Genomic DNA, 14,523 nt, shown 5'->3' on the forward strand with positions numbered 1-14,523 from the left:
AATTCGACTGACCATGACCCAAGCCCACACCGTTACCACCATCTCCGCCGAATCGCTGCGCCAGACCGCGCGCCAGCAGGCCTTGCCCGACGATGCCAAATGGCACGTCGATGACGTCGCCGCGCTGTTCGCGCTGCCGTTCAACGACCTGCTGTTCCGCGCCCAGCAAGTGCACCGCGAGCATTTCGACGCCAACACCGTGCAGCTGTCGACGCTGCTGTCGATCAAGACCGGCGGCTGCGAAGAGGATTGCGGCTACTGCCCGCAGAGCGCGCATCACGATGCCGGCGTCAAGGCCGAAAAGCTGATGGCGCTGGACCAAGTGCTGGACGCCGCGCGCGCCGCCAAGGCCAATGGCGCCACGCGCTTCTGCATGGGCGCCGCCTGGCGCAGCCCCAAGGACCGCCACCTGGAGCCGGTGATGGAGATGGTGCGCGAAGTCAAGGCGATGGGCCTGGAGACCTGCGTCACGTTGGGCATGCTCAAGGCCGAGCAGGCGCAGCAACTGAAGCAAGCCGGCCTCGACTACTACAACCACAACCTCGATACCTCGCCGGAGTTCTACGGCAAGATCATCACCACGCGCACCTACCAGGACCGCCTCGACACCATTGGCCATGTGCGCGACGCCGGCATCAACGTCTGCTGCGGCGGCATCGTCGGCATGGGCGAGTCGCGCGAGGCGCGCGCCGGCCTGATCGCGCAGCTGGCCAACATGGACCCGTATCCGGAGTCGGTGCCGATCAACAACCTGGTGCAGGTCGAGGGCACGCCGCTGGCCGGCACCGAGGCACTGGACCCGTTCGAGTTCGTCCGCACCATCGCCGTGGCGCGTATCACCATGCCGCAAGCGATGGTGCGACTGTCCGCCGGCCGCGAGGCCATGGACGAAGCGCTGCAGGCGCTGTGCTTCATGGCCGGCGCCAATTCGATTTTCTACGGCGACAAGCTGCTGACCACCGGCAACCCGCAGGCCGACCGCGATCGCGCGCTGCTGGCCCGCCTCGACATCCGCGCCGAGGGCTACGCGGGATGATGCGATAGGAAAGTGCCCGCTGGACGGCGCGCCGCCGTAATATCCCGGTTACCGGGATAACAAGGAGGGCGCATGTTCAACAAGATCCTGATCGCCAACCGCGGTGAAATCGCCTGCCGCGTGGCCGCCACCTGCCGCCGGCTGGGCATCCGCACCGTCGCGGTGTATTCCGATGCCGACGCCGAGGCGCGCCACGTCGCCTTCTGCGACGAGGCCGTGCATATCGGCGGCGCCGCCGCACGCGATAGCTACCTGCGCGCCGACCACATCATCGAGATGGCGAAGGAGACCGGCGCCCAGGCGATCCACCCGGGCTACGGCTTCCTGTCCGAGAACGAGGCCTTTGCCGGGGCCTGCGCCGCGGCCGGGCTGGTCTTTATCGGCCCGCCGGCATCCGCCATCCACGCGATGGGCAGCAAGAGCGCGGCCAAGCAACTGATGGAAAAGGCGTCGGTGCCGCTGGTGCCGGGCTACCACGGCGAAGACCAGGATCCGGCGCTGCTGCGGCGCGAGGCCGACCGCATCGGCTATCCGGTGCTGCTCAAGGCCAGCGCCGGCGGCGGCGGCAAGGGCATGCGCGTGGTCGAGTCCGGCGATGGCTTCGACGCCGCGCTGGCGTCGGTCAAGCGCGAGGCGTCGGCCAGCTTCGGCGACGACAAGGTGCTGGTCGAGAAATACCTGACGCGCCCGCGCCATATCGAGATCCAGGTGTTCGCCGACAGCCACGGCAACTGCGTCTACCTGTTCGAGCGCGACTGCTCGGTGCAGCGCCGGCACCAGAAGGTGCTGGAGGAAGCGCCGGCACCGGGCATGACCGAGGAGCGCCGCCGCGCCATGGGCGAAGCGGCGGTGGCCGCGGCAAAAGCCGTGGGCTACGTCGGCGCCGGCACGGTCGAGTTCATCGCCAACCAGGACGGCTCGTTCTACTTCATGGAGATGAACACGCGCCTGCAGGTCGAGCATCCGGTGACCGAGATGATCACCGGGCAGGACCTGGTCGAATGGCAGCTGCGCGTCGCCGCCGGTGAGCCGCTGCCGCTGGCGCAAGACCAGTTGCGCATCGACGGCCATGCGCTGGAGGCGCGCATCTACGCCGAGAATCCCGACAAGCAGTTCCTGCCGTCCACCGGCACGCTGCGCTTCCTGCGCACGCCGCCGGCGGTGCAGTTCATGCGCGGCGACGGGGTTGACGCACACCCGCATGGCCCGGCCGGGGTGCGCATCGACGCGGGCGTGCGCGAGGGCGACACCATCAGCCCGTTCTACGACCCGATGATCGCCAAGCTGATCGTCTGGGGCAAGGACCGCGACGAGGCGCTGGCGCGCATGCGCCAGGCGCTGGCGGCGTACCACGTGGTGGGGCTGTCGACCAACGTGGCCTTCCTGCAGCGGCTGGTGAAGTCGGAAGCGTTCCGCACCGCCGACCTCGACACCGGCCTGATCGCGCGCAACGAGGCAGTCCTGTTCCCGCCGCCGGCGCCGGTCGGCATGGAACTGATTGCGCTGGCGGTGGCGGCGCTGCTGGATCGCGAGGCGCGCGAATTGCGCATCGATGCCGCCGATCCGCACTCGCCGTGGACCCACGCCGGCGCCTGGCGGCTCAATGGCGGCGTGTCGCGCACGCTGCGCTTCGGCTACGGCGAGCAGGTGCTGGAAGCCCGGCTCGATACCAATGCGCGCGGCAGCACGCTGATCTACGCCGACCAGGCCGCACCTTTCGCCTTCACCTGCCAGGCGGACGATCTCCGCGTCAACCTCGGCACGCGGCGCACGCATGGACAGGTGCATGCCGATGGCGATATCTTCCACGTCTTCTACGCCGGGCGGCATGTGAGCCTGGCGTGGCTCGACCCGCTCGCCCACGCGGGAGAAACCGAGGGCGAGGGCGGCAAGCTGACCGCGCCGATGCCGGGCAAGGTCATCGCCGTGATGGTCGAGGCCGGCAGCACGGTCACGCGCGGCACGCCGCTGCTGGTGATGGAGGCGATGAAGATGGAGCACACCATCAGCGCGCCCGCCGACGGGGTGGTCAGCGAGGTGCTGTACGGGGTCGGGGAGCAGGTCGCCGAAGGCGCGCAGTTGCTGGCGTTCGAGCGCAAGTGACGTTGGCAGCCTTAGGCGTGGCGGCCGGGCCAAGTTTGGGGGCGATCACCGTTGCATCCGCCAGCCGGGGTCCGGTTCCTCTGCCAGAATACGCATTTACCCCCACCAGAATTCTGCTGGAGACAAGATGAAGTTGCAGTTGTACGTCCCCGATGGCCGCTACGATCCGTGGATCGCCGGCTTTGCCGAAGCGCTGCCGGAAGCGCAATGCGTCACGTGGGAGGACAGCCGTGGCGAGCCGGCCGACTACGCCGTGGTCTGGCGTCCGCCGGTGGAGATGCTGCGCGGCCGCTCCGAGCTGAAGGCCATCTTCAATCTGGGCGCCGGGGTCGACGGCATCCTGCGCCTGCGCGACGAGGCCGCCGACGCACTGCCGGCAGGGGTGCCGATCGTGCGGCTCGACGACGCCGGCATGGCCGCGCAGATGGCCGAATACGTGACCCACGCCGTGCTGCGCTATTTCCGCAAGCTCGATGCCTACGAGGTCCAGCAGCGCACCGCCAGCTGGAAATTCCTCAAGCCGCATCGCCGCGCCGACTTCACCATCGGGGTGATGGGCGTGGGTACGCTGGGCGCGCATATCGCCCGCACGCTGGCGGGTTTCGGTTTTCCGGTACGGGGCTGGAGCCGCAGCGCGCGGGCCCTCGAAGGGGTGAGCGGCTTCTATGGCGATGCCGGCCAGGCGCCGTTCCTCGATGGCTTGCGCGTGCTGGTCAACGTGCTGCCGCTGACGCCGCAGACCGAGAACATCCTCAACGGCGAACTGTTCGGCAAGCTGGCGCAGGGTGCCTACGTGATCAACGTCGCGCGCGGCCAGCACCTGGTCGAAGCCGACCTGCTCGCGGCGGTGCAGGCGGGCCAGATCGCCGGCGCCACGCTGGACGTATTCCGCACCGAGCCGCTGCCCGCCGAGCACCCGTTCTGGCGGGAGCCGCGCATCACCATCACGCCGCATATCTCGGCGCTGACGCTGCGCGAGGACAGCATCGCGCAGATCGCCGGCAAGATCCGCGCGCTGCGCGCCGGCCAGCCGATCGCGGGCGTGGTCGACCTGCAGCGCGGCTACTGACCGGCTGCGCCAGCCCGCCATACGAGCTAACCATACCCCACCGAATAAAGGACAGGAGACCAGCCATGACCATGCCGAACTACGTGAAGATCGTTGAAGTGGGCCCGCGCGACGGCCTGCAGAACGAGAAGGCGATGGTGCCGACCGACGTGAAAGTCGCGCTGATCAACCAGCTTACCGACGCCGGCTTCGTCAATATCGAGGCCGCATCGTTCGTGTCGCCCAAATGGGTGCCGCAGATGGCCGACGGCGCCGACGTGATGGCGCGCATCCAGCGCCGCGCGGGCACGCTGTATTCGGCGCTGACGCCGAACATGAAGGGCTTCGAGGGCGCGATCGCCGCCGGTGCCGACGAGGTGGTGATCTTCGGCGCGGCCAGCGAGGCGTTTTCGCAGAAGAACATCAATTGCTCGATCGCCGAGTCGATCGCGCGCTTTGCGCCGGTGGCTGCCGCCGCCAAGGAGCAGGGTGTGCGCCTGCGCGGCAGCATCTCGTGCGCGCTCGGCTGCCCGTACCAGGGTGAGGTGCCGGTCAGTGCGGTGGTCGACGTGGTGCGCCGCATGCGCGAGCTGGGCTGCGACGAGATCGATATCGCCGACACCATCGGCGTGGGCACGCCGGTGCGCGTGCAGGAAGTGATGCGCGCCGCGGCGGCGGAGTTTGCGCTGGACCGGCTCTCCGGCCATTTCCACGATACCTACGGCCAGGCCCTGTCCAACATCCTGGCCAGCCTGGAAGTGGGCATCGCGATCTTCCATGCCTCGGTGGCGGGCCTGGGCGGCTGCCCCTACGCCAAGGGCGCCACCGGCAACGTCGCCACCGAAGACGTGCTCTACATGCTGCACGGCATGGGCATCCACACCGGCATCGACCTCGAAGCGGTGGTCCGCGCCGGCGACTACATCTCGCAGGCGATCGGCCGCGCCAACAGCTCGCGCGTGGGCCGCGCGCTGCTGACCAAATGGGCGGCCGCCAGCGACGCGGCACCGGCCTGCGTGTAAGCGCGGCCGCAAACAGGAGACTGCATGACGATGCCTGACGAAGCGCTGCCCGAGTCCGCGCAGCGTGTGGCCGACCTGCTGGCCGGTCTCGGCCACGACCGGCCCGTGGTGATGCTGCCCGCCACCGGCAAGACCTCGGCCGAGGCCGCGGCCGGGCTGGGCTGCAGCGTGGCGGAAATCGCCAAGTCCATCATTTTCCGGCGCGTCGCCGACGACGCGCCGGTGCTGGTGATCGCCAGCGGCAGCAACCGCGTCGACGAGGCCAAGGTGGCCGCGCGCGTGGGCGCGCTGGGCAAGGCCGACGCGCGCTTCGTGCGCGAGAAGACCGGCTATGCCATCGGCGGGGTCTGCCCGATCGGCCATGCGGTGGCGCCGGTGATGCTGCTGGACCAGGACCTGTTCCGCTATGACAGCCTGTGGGCCGCGGCCGGCCATCCGCATGCGGTGTTCAACCTGACGCCGCATCAACTGCAGCAGATGACCGGCGCCGAAGTGGCCGACGTCGCGATCGCTGCCGCAGCCTCGCCCGGAGCCGCGGCATGAGCCCGGACCTGCGCCCCGGCCTGGCGTTCAGCTGGCAATACACGGTGCCGCCCAAGGCCACCGTGCCGCGCCTGTACGACGATATCCCGGGCTGCCCGGAGATGCCCGACGTGCTGGCCACCGGCTACCTGGTCGGCATCATGGAGTGCGCCTGCCTGCAGATGCTGCGCGAACACCTGGACTGGCCGCGCGAGCAGTCGCTCGGCACACTGGTCAGCTTCTCGCACCTGGCACCGACGCCGCCGGGCATGACGGTGACGGTCAAGGGCGAACTGGTCGAGGTGGACGGCCGCCGCCTGCGCTTCCAGCTGAGCGCGTGGGACGGTGAGGACAAGATCTCGGAAGGCGTGCACGAGCGCCACCTGATCGACGCCGGCCGCTTCAACCAGAAGGTCGCGGCCAAGGCCGCGCGCGCGGCCGGCTGAGCGCTGTCCGGTGGCCACCATGCCCGCGCCCGTCCCCTCCGCGGCCGAACTGGCGGCGCAAGCCGAGCTGGCGCTGCGCGCGTCGCCCGTGCCCTCGCCGTGCCGCAACATTTGCCACATGGACCCGTTCAGCGGCTACTGCGCAGGTTGCCTGCGCACGATCGACGAAATCGCCGGGTGGTCCTCGGCCAGCGACGAAGACAAGCGCCACGTGTGGGCGCAACTGCCGCAGCGCGCAGCATGGCTGGCAGGCGAGGAGGCATCCCCTTGAATGCAAGCCCGGTCCCGCAGTTGCCGTCCTCCATGCGCGTGTTCGAGCGCGGCTGGCTCTCGGCCAACAACATCCTGTTCGTCGACGGCGACGACACCGCGCTGGTCGACACCGGCTATGTCACCCACGCGCCGCAGACGGTAGCGCTGGTGGCATCCGCGCTGCAGGACCGGCCGCTGGCGCGCGTGATCAACACCCATCTGCACTCCGACCACTGCGGCGGCAATGCCGCGCTGCAGGCGCGCTGGCAACCGCGCACCGCGATCCCGGCGGCCGAGGCCAACGCCGTGGCCGCGTGGGATACGGATGCGCTCAGCTACAAGGCCACCGGCCAGCAGTGCGACCGCTTCACCTTCGACAGCGTGCTGAACGACGGCGACACGCTGCGACTGGGCGGCATCGACTGGCAGGTGGTGGCGGCCCCGGGCCATGACCCGCACGCGGTGATGCTGTTCGCACCGGCCGAGCGCATCCTGATTTCCGGAGATGCGCTGTGGGAGAACGGCTTCGGCGTGATCTTCCCCGAACTGGAAGGGGAGAGCGGCTTTGCCGAACAGGCCGCGGTGCTGGCGCGCATCGCGCAACTCGATGCGCGGCTGGTGATTCCCGGCCACGGGCGCATGTTCACCGACGTCGCGGCGGCGGTCGAACGCGCCCAGGGGCGTTTGGCCTACCTGAGCGCCGACCCGGCGCGCAATGCCAGCCATGCGGTCAAGGTGCTGGTGAAGTTCAAGCTGCTCGAGGCGCAGCGGATGACGCTGGCGGCATTGGCCGCTTGGATGGAAGCGGCGCCGTTGATGGCCCACATGCGCGAGCGCTTTATGCCGCAGCATCAGATGGCGGAGCTGTGCGCGCAGACAGTGGGGGCGCTGGCGCGCGTCGGGGCGGCGCAGGTCGAGGGGGAATGGGTGGTGAATCGGGATTGAATGCCGTGGCCGCTGGTGTGCTCCCCTCTCCCGCTTGCGGGAGAGGGGCAGGGGGTGAGGGCAGGCGCGGGCCTACCGCAGGCCTGACTTCGAAGAGACTCCCGGCCCTCACCCCAACCCTCTCCCGCAAGCGGGAGAGGGAGAACCCAATTGGGATGCGTGGCCTCGCGGCAGGCCGATCAGAACGACGTCCTGAACCCCACCTTCACGCTCCTGCCCGCCAGCGGCGCGATATCGCGCAGGATCGACGCCGCGTTGCGCGCGTCCTGGTTGGTCAGGTTATCGCCGCGCAGGTACACCAGCGTCTGCGTGCCGGCCACCTTGAACTTGTAGGTCAGCGCCAGGCTCAGCAGCGTATAGGCATCGGTCGGCGTGTCGTTGTTCGGCACGCGCGTCTGCTTGGCCGCGTACGTGACATCCACGCGCGCGCCCCACGGCCCGGCACCGTACACCAGCGCGCCGCCCAGGCGCAGCGGCGCCAGCCGGGGCAGCGGCTCGCCGGTGTCGCGGTTTTCGCCGCGCACGTAGTCGGCGCGTGCCTCGAAGTCGAGCGTGTCGCTGCTGGTCAGCAGCTTCTGCAGCAGGCGCGTCTTGCCTTCCGCCTCGAAGCCGTACAGCGTGGCCGGCACGCCCAGGTACTGGAATTCGGGCAGCGCATCCGGGCTGCCGACGGCAACCACATCGCCGGCCTCGTCGCGCGCGCGGCCGGTGGCGCTGAGCGCCAGGTAGTTGGCAAAGCGGCTGTAGTAGCCCGACACGCTGGCGCTGTGCGCGCCTGACTTGAAGCGCACGCCGAGGTCGATCGAGGTGGCGCGCTCCTTGTTGGCGTTGGGATCGCCGACTTCCCAGGCGCCGGTGGCGACGTGGGGGCCGTTGGCGTACAGCTCGTAGAAGGTCGGCGCACGTTCCGTGTAGGACAGGTTGCTGGTCAGCGACCACGCCGGGTTCACCTTGTACAGCAGGCCGGCCGAGGCGCTGGTGGCGTTGAAGCTGCGGTTGGCGTCGGCGAAGCGGTCGTTGCCGTTGGCGCTGGCCTTGACGCTGCTGTGGTCGAGCCGGCCGCCGAAGTTCAGCTTCAGGTCGCCGCCGGCGGTCAGCGGCAGCTCCTCGAACAGGAACAGCGCGGCATTGTCGGTGTTGGTGCTGGGCACGAAGGCCTCTTCGCCCAGCGCCGAGAAGTTGGTGTGCCCGAACTGCGTGCCGACCACTCCCGTCAGGTTGCCGATCTTCGCGTGTTTGGCCTCGAAGCGCGCATCCCAGCCGCGGTTCTTGAAGATCGTGCCGGTCTCGCCGTCTTCGATTTCGCGGTGCTCGTAGTCGGTGAAGCTGACCTTGCCCTTGACCGATTCGAACCAGCCGCCGGTATTGCCGGCCAGGTTGCGCGCCTCGCCTTCCAGCGCGAAGCGGTCCTGCTTCATCTTCAGCCGCACCGCGTCCTCGGCGGGGGTGCCGTAGTCGTTGCGGTAGGCGCTGTAGTTGGCGCCGAGGAAGCCATCGGCCCAGGTGTAGGAGCCGCCCAGCGAGCCGCCCTGCTGGTCGGCGCTGGTGTTGGGCAGGCGCCCGTAGGGCTCGGCCTCGCCCTCGGGCAGCGGTTCGGCGTTGCGCAGGCGCTCGCTGCGCGCGTAGCCGGGGATGCGCAGGTCGCTGGTCTTGCGCGCGAAGGCATCGGCGTGGACGGCAAACTTGCCGTTGCCGGCCTCGATCAGCGCGCTGGCGTTGCGTGCCTGGTCGCCGCCGGCGGTGGCGCTGGCATCGACTGCGCCGCCGATGCCTTGGATCGGCTCTTTCGGGATGCGGTTGTCGATCACGTTGACCACGCCGCCGATGGCATTGCCGCCATACATCAGCGCCGCCGGGCCGCGCACGACTTCGATGCGCTCGGCCACCAGCGGATCGACAGGGACGGCGTGGTCGTAGGACAGCGTGGAGGCGTCGACCGTGGTGCCGCCGTTCTGCAGCACCTTGATGCGGTCGCCGTCCAGGCCGCGGATCACCGGCCGGCTGGCATTGGGGCCGAAGTAGGTGGACGACACCCCGGGCAGCTTGTCCAGGGTCTCGCCCAGCGTGCTGGCCTGGCGCACGGCCAGCGCGTCGCCGCCCAGCGTCGAGACCGGCGCCACCATGTCGTTCAGGTCGCTGCCCAGCGGGTTGGCCGTGACCACCACCTCGCGCAGCGTGGCGCCGGCCGGGGCCGGCGCGGCGTCGGCGGCGGGTGGCGTAGCAGTCTGGGCCAGTGCGGTGGGCGCTACCAGCGCCGTGGCCAGCGTGGCGGTGAGGGAAGCGGCCAGCGCTGCCAGCGGGGTCAGGCGCGGAGCGGTGGAGTTGGTGTAACGGCGGGCGGTGTAACGGTTTTTCGACATGGCGCGCGGAGCAATGCAGTGGCAATCGGCCCGGCTGGCACGGCGGCGTCCGGCCAGGCGCGGCGCGCCCACTATGGGCGTGGCGGCGCGGCCGGAGGGCGCGTGTTCAGCTCGGAATGCGTAAGACGGCGGGTGCGCGGCGCTGGCCGCGTCCCGGATCAGGCGAGGGCGATGGCCGGCACCGGCGGGGCGCGCGACTGGAAGGGATGGGCGGAGGGCAGGTCGGGCCAGCGCCAGGCCAGGCTGGCCGGCTTGACTGGTTTGCCGAAGGCAAGCCGCAGCGGCGGCAGCTTGCCGCAATGCGTGTCGGCAACGGTGGCGCCATCGAACAGCACGCACGAGTGCCCGCCGAAGACCTGTGCCAGCGGATGCGGGTCAGTGTCGGACGCTGCGGTGGCGTTGGCCACCACCGAGGCGCCCGTTGCGGCGAGCAGGCCGCCGTGCACGATGCGGTGGGTCAGCCCGGCATGCTGCGCCAGCAGCAGGCACAGCGCCAGCCATAGCGCGGACCACAGGCCCGGGCCGTGCGCGCGCAGGCGGGCGAACCAGTCAGTGCGCATGGGGATCGCGGCCTTGGTGGCTGTTATCGTGGTCCCCGCAGCCGCAGTCATCGCCGTGGCCGTGGTCGTGGCCATGCGCGTGGTCGTGGTCGTGGTCGTCGTCGAAATCGTCGACCCAGGCCGGGAAAGGGTCCGCATAGCTTGCCCAGGCCGCCACGCCGGCAGCCAGCTCGGCATCGCTCAGCAGGCAGGCATCCAGGCGCGCCTGCAGCGCGGCGTGGTCCAGGTCCAGGCCGATCAGCACCAGTTCCTGGCGGCGGTCGCCGAACGGCGCCGGGGCGCCGCCGTCCTGCATGTCGGCTTCCACTTCCGCGCGCTCGGCGGCGTCGGCCGGCCATTCCGCCGGGTCCAGCGCCGCCCACCAGGCGCCCGCGCCGCCATGGCGGCAGACGCCGCCGGACTGGTTCCAGTCGCCCGCGGTTTCCATGCGGCTCGCCAGCCAGAACAGGCCCCTGGAGCGCAGCACGCTGCCATGCTCGCGCAGCCATTCGGTATGGATCAGGTCGGCGAAGCGTTGCGGGTGGAACGGGCGGCGGCGGCGGTAGACCAGCGTGGAGACGCCGCTGGCGGCGTCCGCGGCGGGTGCTTCGCCACGCAGCGCGGCGAGCCAGCCGGCGCCATCGGCGGCGGCTTCGAAATCAAAGCGGCCGGTGCCCTGCACGCGCCCGGGCGGAACCTTGCCGAAGCTGGATTCGACGATGTCGGCGCGCGGGTTCAGCGCCTGCAGCGCCGCGCGCAGCCGTGCCAACTCGGCGGCGGCGACGAGTTCGGCCTTGTTCAGCACCATCACGTCGCAGCCTTCGATCTGCGCCACCAGCACTTCGGCCACGGTGCGGTCGTCGTCCTGGCCCTGCGCCAGGCCACGGTCAGCGAGGAACTCGGCTTCATTGAGGTCGCGCAGCACGGTAGCGGCATCGACCACGGTCACCAGCGTGTCCGGCTGCAAGGCGGCGTCGGGCCCCGCGCCATGCTCGGCCTCGAACAGGAAGCCTTCGGCAATGGCCAGCGGCTCGTCGAGGCCGTCGGCCTCCACCAGCAGCGCGTCGAAACGGCCTTCGGCGGCCAGCCGTGCGGCTGCGGCGAGCAGCGGCTCGCCCGAGGGCAGCAGCGCGGCCTCACAGCCGGGCGGCAAGGGCGCCAGCGCTTGCCCGTCCTGCGCGCCGCAGACCAGCACGCCGACACGCCCGCGCGCGCCATGCGCGAGCAGGTGGTTCAGCAGCGTGGTCTTGCCGGCGCCGGGAAAACCGGACAGCACGGTGACGGGCAGGCGATCAGCCATGGCAGCAGCAGGGAATGTGGAGGAGGCAACGCAGCGCGCAAAGGTCGCGGGCGCGCTGTTGCAACAAGGTTGCGAATTTACCAGAAAGGCCGCGGCGGCAACAGCCGGATGATTCTCAATGGCAGGCCGTGGCCATGGCGCGACAAGGGCTGGAGGGGGGGCCAAAAGGGCCCAAAAACAAACGGCCCGGGTACCCGGGCCGTCATGTTGCGCAGGCTGCGCCGGCTGGCCGGCGCGCCGCGCTTCAGTCGCCGAACAGCTTCTGGCGCAGTTCGCGGCGTTGCTGCGCTTCCAGCGACAGCGTGGCGGTGGGACGCGCCAGCAGGCGCGGCACGCCGATCGGCTCGCCGGTTTCCTCGCACCAGCCGTAGTCGCCGGACTCGATGCGCTGCAGCGACTGTTCGACCTTCTTCAGCAGCTTGCGCTCGCGGTCGCGCGTGCGCAGTTCCAGCGCGTGTTCTTCCTCGATGGTGGCGCGGTCGGCCGGATCCGGCACGATCACGGTTTCGCGCAGGTGTTCCGTGGTCTGGTCAGCGTTCTTCAGGATTTCGTCGCGCAGCTGCTCAAGGCGATGCTTGAAGAAGGCGAGCTGCGCTTCGTTCATGTAATCCTTGTCGCTCATCTTCAGGATTTCAGCTTCAGTCAGAAGTTTGTTGCTGCTCATGGTTGCTGCTGATTCTCTTGTTGATGCGGCCGGCGGCGTCTCAGTCCGCGCGGGTGCGCTGTCCGCGCGCTTGCGCGCCACGGTTGTTTCACTCTGGCTGGCTGCAGTCTTGCTGCTTCGCGGGCCTCCCTTCCTTGCGCCCGCTTCGGCGTTCGCCGTACTGCCGCGGGGAGCGGGCGCGGCCTTCACAGGCTGCGCCTTGAGCGTCTCTGCCGCGGCACTACCAGTCTTGCTGCGGCTTTCTTTGGTCTTCGTTGCGGCTGTCATGGGGACACCTCTCTCTCGCGTCAGTCAGTGACGGCGCGCGTCGGGGTACCCCAAGCGGAACAGGCGGTCTCCGCACGAAGCACTGCGACCGCACCTGCCGGCGGCCTGCCTCATGCTGACGACAACCGCCGCCCTCAAGTCCACCGGCAAGCGGTGGACCGGATACCGGCGGCGGGAAAAAGGTGCGCCACCGGTATCAAATCCGGCCTATTGTACTTGAACAAATTTTTCGGAGATATGGGGAAAACCGGCTGGCGCTTCGGTATTTCCCCGGTACCCCGAACGGGGGGCAGCCGCGGGGCGGTGTCGGATGGGGTGCCGCCCATGGGACGGCGGGCGCACTCAGGCCAGGCAGTTCTCCAGGCCCTTGAGGATGGCGTCGCGGGGCAGGTCCACGCCGATGAACACCATGCGCGTGCCCGGGGTCTCGTCTTCCCACTTGGCACCGATGTCGCTGCCCATCAGCTGGTGAACGCCCTGGAACACCACCTTGCGGTCCACCCCCTCCATATATAGTACGCCCTTGTAGCGCAACAGTTTTTCCCCGTAGACCGCGAGGATCCCGGACAGGAATTCTTCCAGCTTGCCGTAGTGGAACGGCTTGTCGCTGCGGAAGACGAACGACGCGATGCGGTCGGTGTGGTGGTGGTGGTGATGGTGGTCGTGCGCATGGCCATGTCCATGGCCGTGACCGTGGTCGTGGTCGTGGTCGTGGTCGTGGTCGTGGCCGCAATCGGCGCCGCAATGGTCGCCGTGCTCATGGTCGTGGTCGTGATCGTGTTCCTCGGCGCGCAGGAATTCCGGGTCGATCTCGAGCTTGGCGTTCAGGTTGAAGCCGCGCAGGTCGAAGATGGTGTCGATCGGGGCCTCGCCGAAGTTGACCAGGCGGATCGGCGCGCGCGGGTTCATATGCAGCAGGCGGTGGCGCAGTTCGGCCACGTCGGCTTCGCTCACCAGGTCAGACTTGGTGATGAAGATGGCGTCGGCAAAGCCGACCTGGCGCTGCGCCTCTTCCTGCTTGTCCAGCTGCAGGTGCGCGTGCTTGGCGTCGACCAGCGTGATCACCGCGTCGAGCAGGTAGCGCGAGGCGATTTCCTCGTCCATGAAGAAGGTCTGCGCCACCGGGCCCGGGTTGGCCACGCCCGTGGTTTCGATCACCACGCGGTCGAAGTCGATCTCGCCGGCGTCGCGGCGCGTCAGCAGCGTCGACAGCGCCTGCACCAGATCGCCGCGGATGGTGCAGCAGATGCAGCCGTTGCTCATCTGCACGATCTGCTCGCGGCCATCCTGTACCAGGATCTCGTTGTCGATGTTCTCTTCGCCGAACTCGTTCTCGATCACGGCGATCTTCATGCCGTGCTGCTCGTTCAGGATGCGCTTGAGCAGGGTGGTCTTGCCGCTGCCGAGGAAGCCGGTCAGGATCGTGACCGGAATCAGTTTGGACATTGTTGTTCTCCGGGAAATGAGTGCCGGTCAGTGGGCGGCGCGCGTACGCTTGCCGCATTCGGCGCAGACGCCGTTCACGGTCAGTTCGACATGTTCGATGGCAAAGCCGCTGGGCACGCGCGGCGCGGCCGGCTGCGCCGCGGCGGCGGCATCGTCCAGGCAGAAGGTGCGGTCGCAGCGGGTGCAGTGGAAATGGCTGTGCTGGCGATGTTCCTGCGCCCGCGCGGCCTCGTGCTCGACCAGGCTGAAGCGGAACACGCGGTCGTTGCCGGCGCGCTTCTGCGCCACGCCCTGCTCCACCAGCCAGTCCAGCACGCGGTAGACGGTGACGCGGTCGATGGTCTCGCCGGCCTCGGGCAGCCGGTCGATCACGGCCTGGTGGGTCAGCGCCTCATCGCTGCCGATCAGGCAGGCCAGGATGCACAGCCGCGGCTGGGTCACGCGCGCGCCCAGCCGGCGCAGGCGCTCATGGGCGGCCTCGAGGGCCGCCGGGGTCGGGCTTGCCGGTTCCGGCACCAGGGCCGGCCGGTCCGGACTGGGACGGGTCATGGCCGGATTTAACCATAGGCCTCC

General features: G+C 69.3%; 14 protein-coding genes. 8 read left to right on the forward strand and 6 right to left on the reverse strand.

Annotation, left to right across the window (positions count from 1 at the left end; genetic code table 11):
- Positions 1-13 precede the first annotated feature (13 nt).
- The 8 genes from bioB to LIN44_RS00725 all read left to right on the forward strand — a co-directional run bounded on the left by bioB (position 14) and on the right by LIN44_RS00725 (position 7,374).
- Entirely contained in the window at positions 14-1,036 is a 1,023-nt protein-coding gene (gene bioB / locus LIN44_RS00690; protein WP_227313120.1) for a biotin synthase BioB, read from the forward strand.
- A 72-nt stretch (positions 1,037-1,108) separates the two neighbouring features.
- Entirely contained in the window at positions 1,109-3,139 is a 2,031-nt protein-coding gene (locus tag LIN44_RS00695; protein ID WP_227313121.1) for an acetyl/propionyl/methylcrotonyl-CoA carboxylase subunit alpha, read from the forward strand.
- Positions 3,140-3,266: 127 nt separating this feature from the next.
- Positions 3,267-4,208: a glyoxylate/hydroxypyruvate reductase A gene (locus tag LIN44_RS00700; protein ID WP_227313122.1), complete on the forward strand. Its 942-nt coding sequence runs from the start codon at positions 3,267-3,269 to the stop codon at positions 4,206-4,208.
- Positions 4,209-4,273: 65 nt separating this feature from the next.
- Entirely contained in the window at positions 4,274-5,209 is a 936-nt protein-coding gene (locus LIN44_RS00705; protein WP_227313123.1) for a hydroxymethylglutaryl-CoA lyase, read from the forward strand.
- A 24-nt stretch (positions 5,210-5,233) separates the two neighbouring features.
- Positions 5,234-5,752, forward strand: a complete 519-nt coding sequence (locus LIN44_RS00710) for a YbaK/EbsC family protein (RefSeq protein ID WP_227313124.1) — start codon at positions 5,234-5,236, stop codon at positions 5,750-5,752.
- The gene (locus tag LIN44_RS00715) at positions 5,749-6,177 is read left to right on the forward strand and encodes a thioesterase family protein (protein WP_012351472.1); all 429 of its coding nucleotides are present in this window, start codon (positions 5,749-5,751) and stop codon (positions 6,175-6,177) included. The genes LIN44_RS00710 and LIN44_RS00715 overlap by 4 nt, the downstream gene beginning before the upstream one ends.
- Before the next feature lie 19 nt (positions 6,178-6,196).
- The gene (locus tag LIN44_RS00720; protein ID WP_227313125.1) at positions 6,197-6,448 is read left to right on the forward strand and encodes a DUF1289 domain-containing protein; all 252 of its coding nucleotides are present in this window, start codon (positions 6,197-6,199) and stop codon (positions 6,446-6,448) included.
- The gene (locus tag LIN44_RS00725; protein ID WP_227313126.1) at positions 6,418-7,374 is read left to right on the forward strand and encodes an MBL fold metallo-hydrolase; all 957 of its coding nucleotides are present in this window, start codon (positions 6,418-6,420) and stop codon (positions 7,372-7,374) included. Before LIN44_RS00720 ends, LIN44_RS00725 begins: the two co-directional genes overlap by 31 nt.
- 179 nt (positions 7,375-7,553) lie before the next feature.
- Here the strand turns inward: LIN44_RS00725 and LIN44_RS00730 are convergent, their stop codons facing one another.
- The 6 genes from LIN44_RS00730 to LIN44_RS00755 all read right to left on the reverse strand — a co-directional run bounded on the left by LIN44_RS00730 (position 7,554) and on the right by LIN44_RS00755 (position 14,499).
- Positions 7,554-9,734: a TonB-dependent receptor gene (locus LIN44_RS00730; RefSeq protein ID WP_227313127.1), complete on the reverse strand. Its 2,181-nt coding sequence runs from the start codon at positions 9,732-9,734 to the stop codon at positions 7,554-7,556.
- A gap of 158 nt (positions 9,735-9,892) precedes the next feature.
- Positions 9,893-10,294 carry a hypothetical protein gene (locus LIN44_RS00735; protein ID WP_227313128.1) on the reverse strand — a complete coding sequence of 134 codons (402 nt, stop codon included), beginning with the start codon at positions 10,292-10,294 and terminating at the stop codon, positions 9,893-9,895.
- Positions 10,284-11,573, reverse strand: coding sequence for a GTP-binding protein (locus LIN44_RS00740; protein WP_227313129.1), 1,290 nt, complete (start codon positions 11,571-11,573; stop codon positions 10,284-10,286). Before LIN44_RS00740 ends, LIN44_RS00735 begins: the two co-directional genes overlap by 11 nt.
- Positions 11,574-11,817: 244 nt before the next feature.
- Positions 11,818-12,237, reverse strand: coding sequence for an RNA polymerase-binding protein DksA (dksA, locus tag LIN44_RS00745; protein ID WP_010813282.1), 420 nt, complete (start codon positions 12,235-12,237; stop codon positions 11,818-11,820).
- 609 nt (positions 12,238-12,846) lie between these two features.
- Positions 12,847-13,950, reverse strand: coding sequence for a GTP-binding protein (locus LIN44_RS00750; RefSeq protein WP_227313130.1), 1,104 nt, complete (start codon positions 13,948-13,950; stop codon positions 12,847-12,849).
- A 27-nt stretch (positions 13,951-13,977) separates the two neighbouring features.
- A complete protein-coding gene (locus LIN44_RS00755; protein WP_227313131.1) occupies positions 13,978-14,499 on the reverse strand; it encodes a Fur family transcriptional regulator in 522 nt (173 codons plus the stop codon).
- Between the last annotated feature and the right edge of the window lie 24 nt (positions 14,500-14,523).

It is taken from the genome of Cupriavidus sp. MP-37 (assembly GCF_020618415.1).
In the GTDB taxonomy this organism is placed as follows: domain Bacteria; phylum Pseudomonadota; class Gammaproteobacteria; order Burkholderiales; family Burkholderiaceae; genus Cupriavidus.

Excerpts from the sequence above, each read along its gene's own strand:
- bioB (WP_227313120.1), top strand. The coding sequence starts at position 14 with ATGACCCAAGCCCACACCGTTACCACCATCTCCGCCGAATCGCTGCGC.
- LIN44_RS00695 (WP_227313121.1), top strand. The coding sequence starts at position 1,109 with ATGTTCAACAAGATCCTGATCGCCAACCGCGGTGAAATCGCCTGCCGC.
- LIN44_RS00700 (WP_227313122.1), top strand. The coding sequence starts at position 3,267 with ATGAAGTTGCAGTTGTACGTCCCCGATGGCCGCTACGATCCGTGGATC.
- LIN44_RS00705 (WP_227313123.1), top strand. The coding sequence starts at position 4,274 with ATGACCATGCCGAACTACGTGAAGATCGTTGAAGTGGGCCCGCGCGAC.
- LIN44_RS00710 (WP_227313124.1), top strand. The coding sequence starts at position 5,234 with ATGACGATGCCTGACGAAGCGCTGCCCGAGTCCGCGCAGCGTGTGGCC.
- LIN44_RS00715 (WP_012351472.1), top strand. The coding sequence starts at position 5,749 with ATGAGCCCGGACCTGCGCCCCGGCCTGGCGTTCAGCTGGCAATACACG.
- LIN44_RS00720 (WP_227313125.1), top strand. The coding sequence starts at position 6,197 with ATGCCCGCGCCCGTCCCCTCCGCGGCCGAACTGGCGGCGCAAGCCGAG.
- LIN44_RS00725 (WP_227313126.1), top strand. The coding sequence starts at position 6,418 with ATGGCTGGCAGGCGAGGAGGCATCCCCTTGAATGCAAGCCCGGTCCCG.
- LIN44_RS00730 (WP_227313127.1), bottom strand. The coding sequence starts at position 9,734 with ATGTCGAAAAACCGTTACACCGCCCGCCGTTACACCAACTCCACCGCT.
- LIN44_RS00735 (WP_227313128.1), bottom strand. The coding sequence starts at position 10,294 with ATGCGCACTGACTGGTTCGCCCGCCTGCGCGCGCACGGCCCGGGCCTG.
- LIN44_RS00740 (WP_227313129.1), bottom strand. The coding sequence starts at position 11,573 with ATGGCTGATCGCCTGCCCGTCACCGTGCTGTCCGGTTTTCCCGGCGCC.
- dksA (WP_010813282.1), bottom strand. The coding sequence starts at position 12,237 with ATGAGCAGCAACAAACTTCTGACTGAAGCTGAAATCCTGAAGATGAGC.
- LIN44_RS00750 (WP_227313130.1), bottom strand. The coding sequence starts at position 13,950 with ATGTCCAAACTGATTCCGGTCACGATCCTGACCGGCTTCCTCGGCAGC.
- LIN44_RS00755 (WP_227313131.1), bottom strand. The coding sequence starts at position 14,499 with ATGACCCGTCCCAGTCCGGACCGGCCGGCCCTGGTGCCGGAACCGGCA.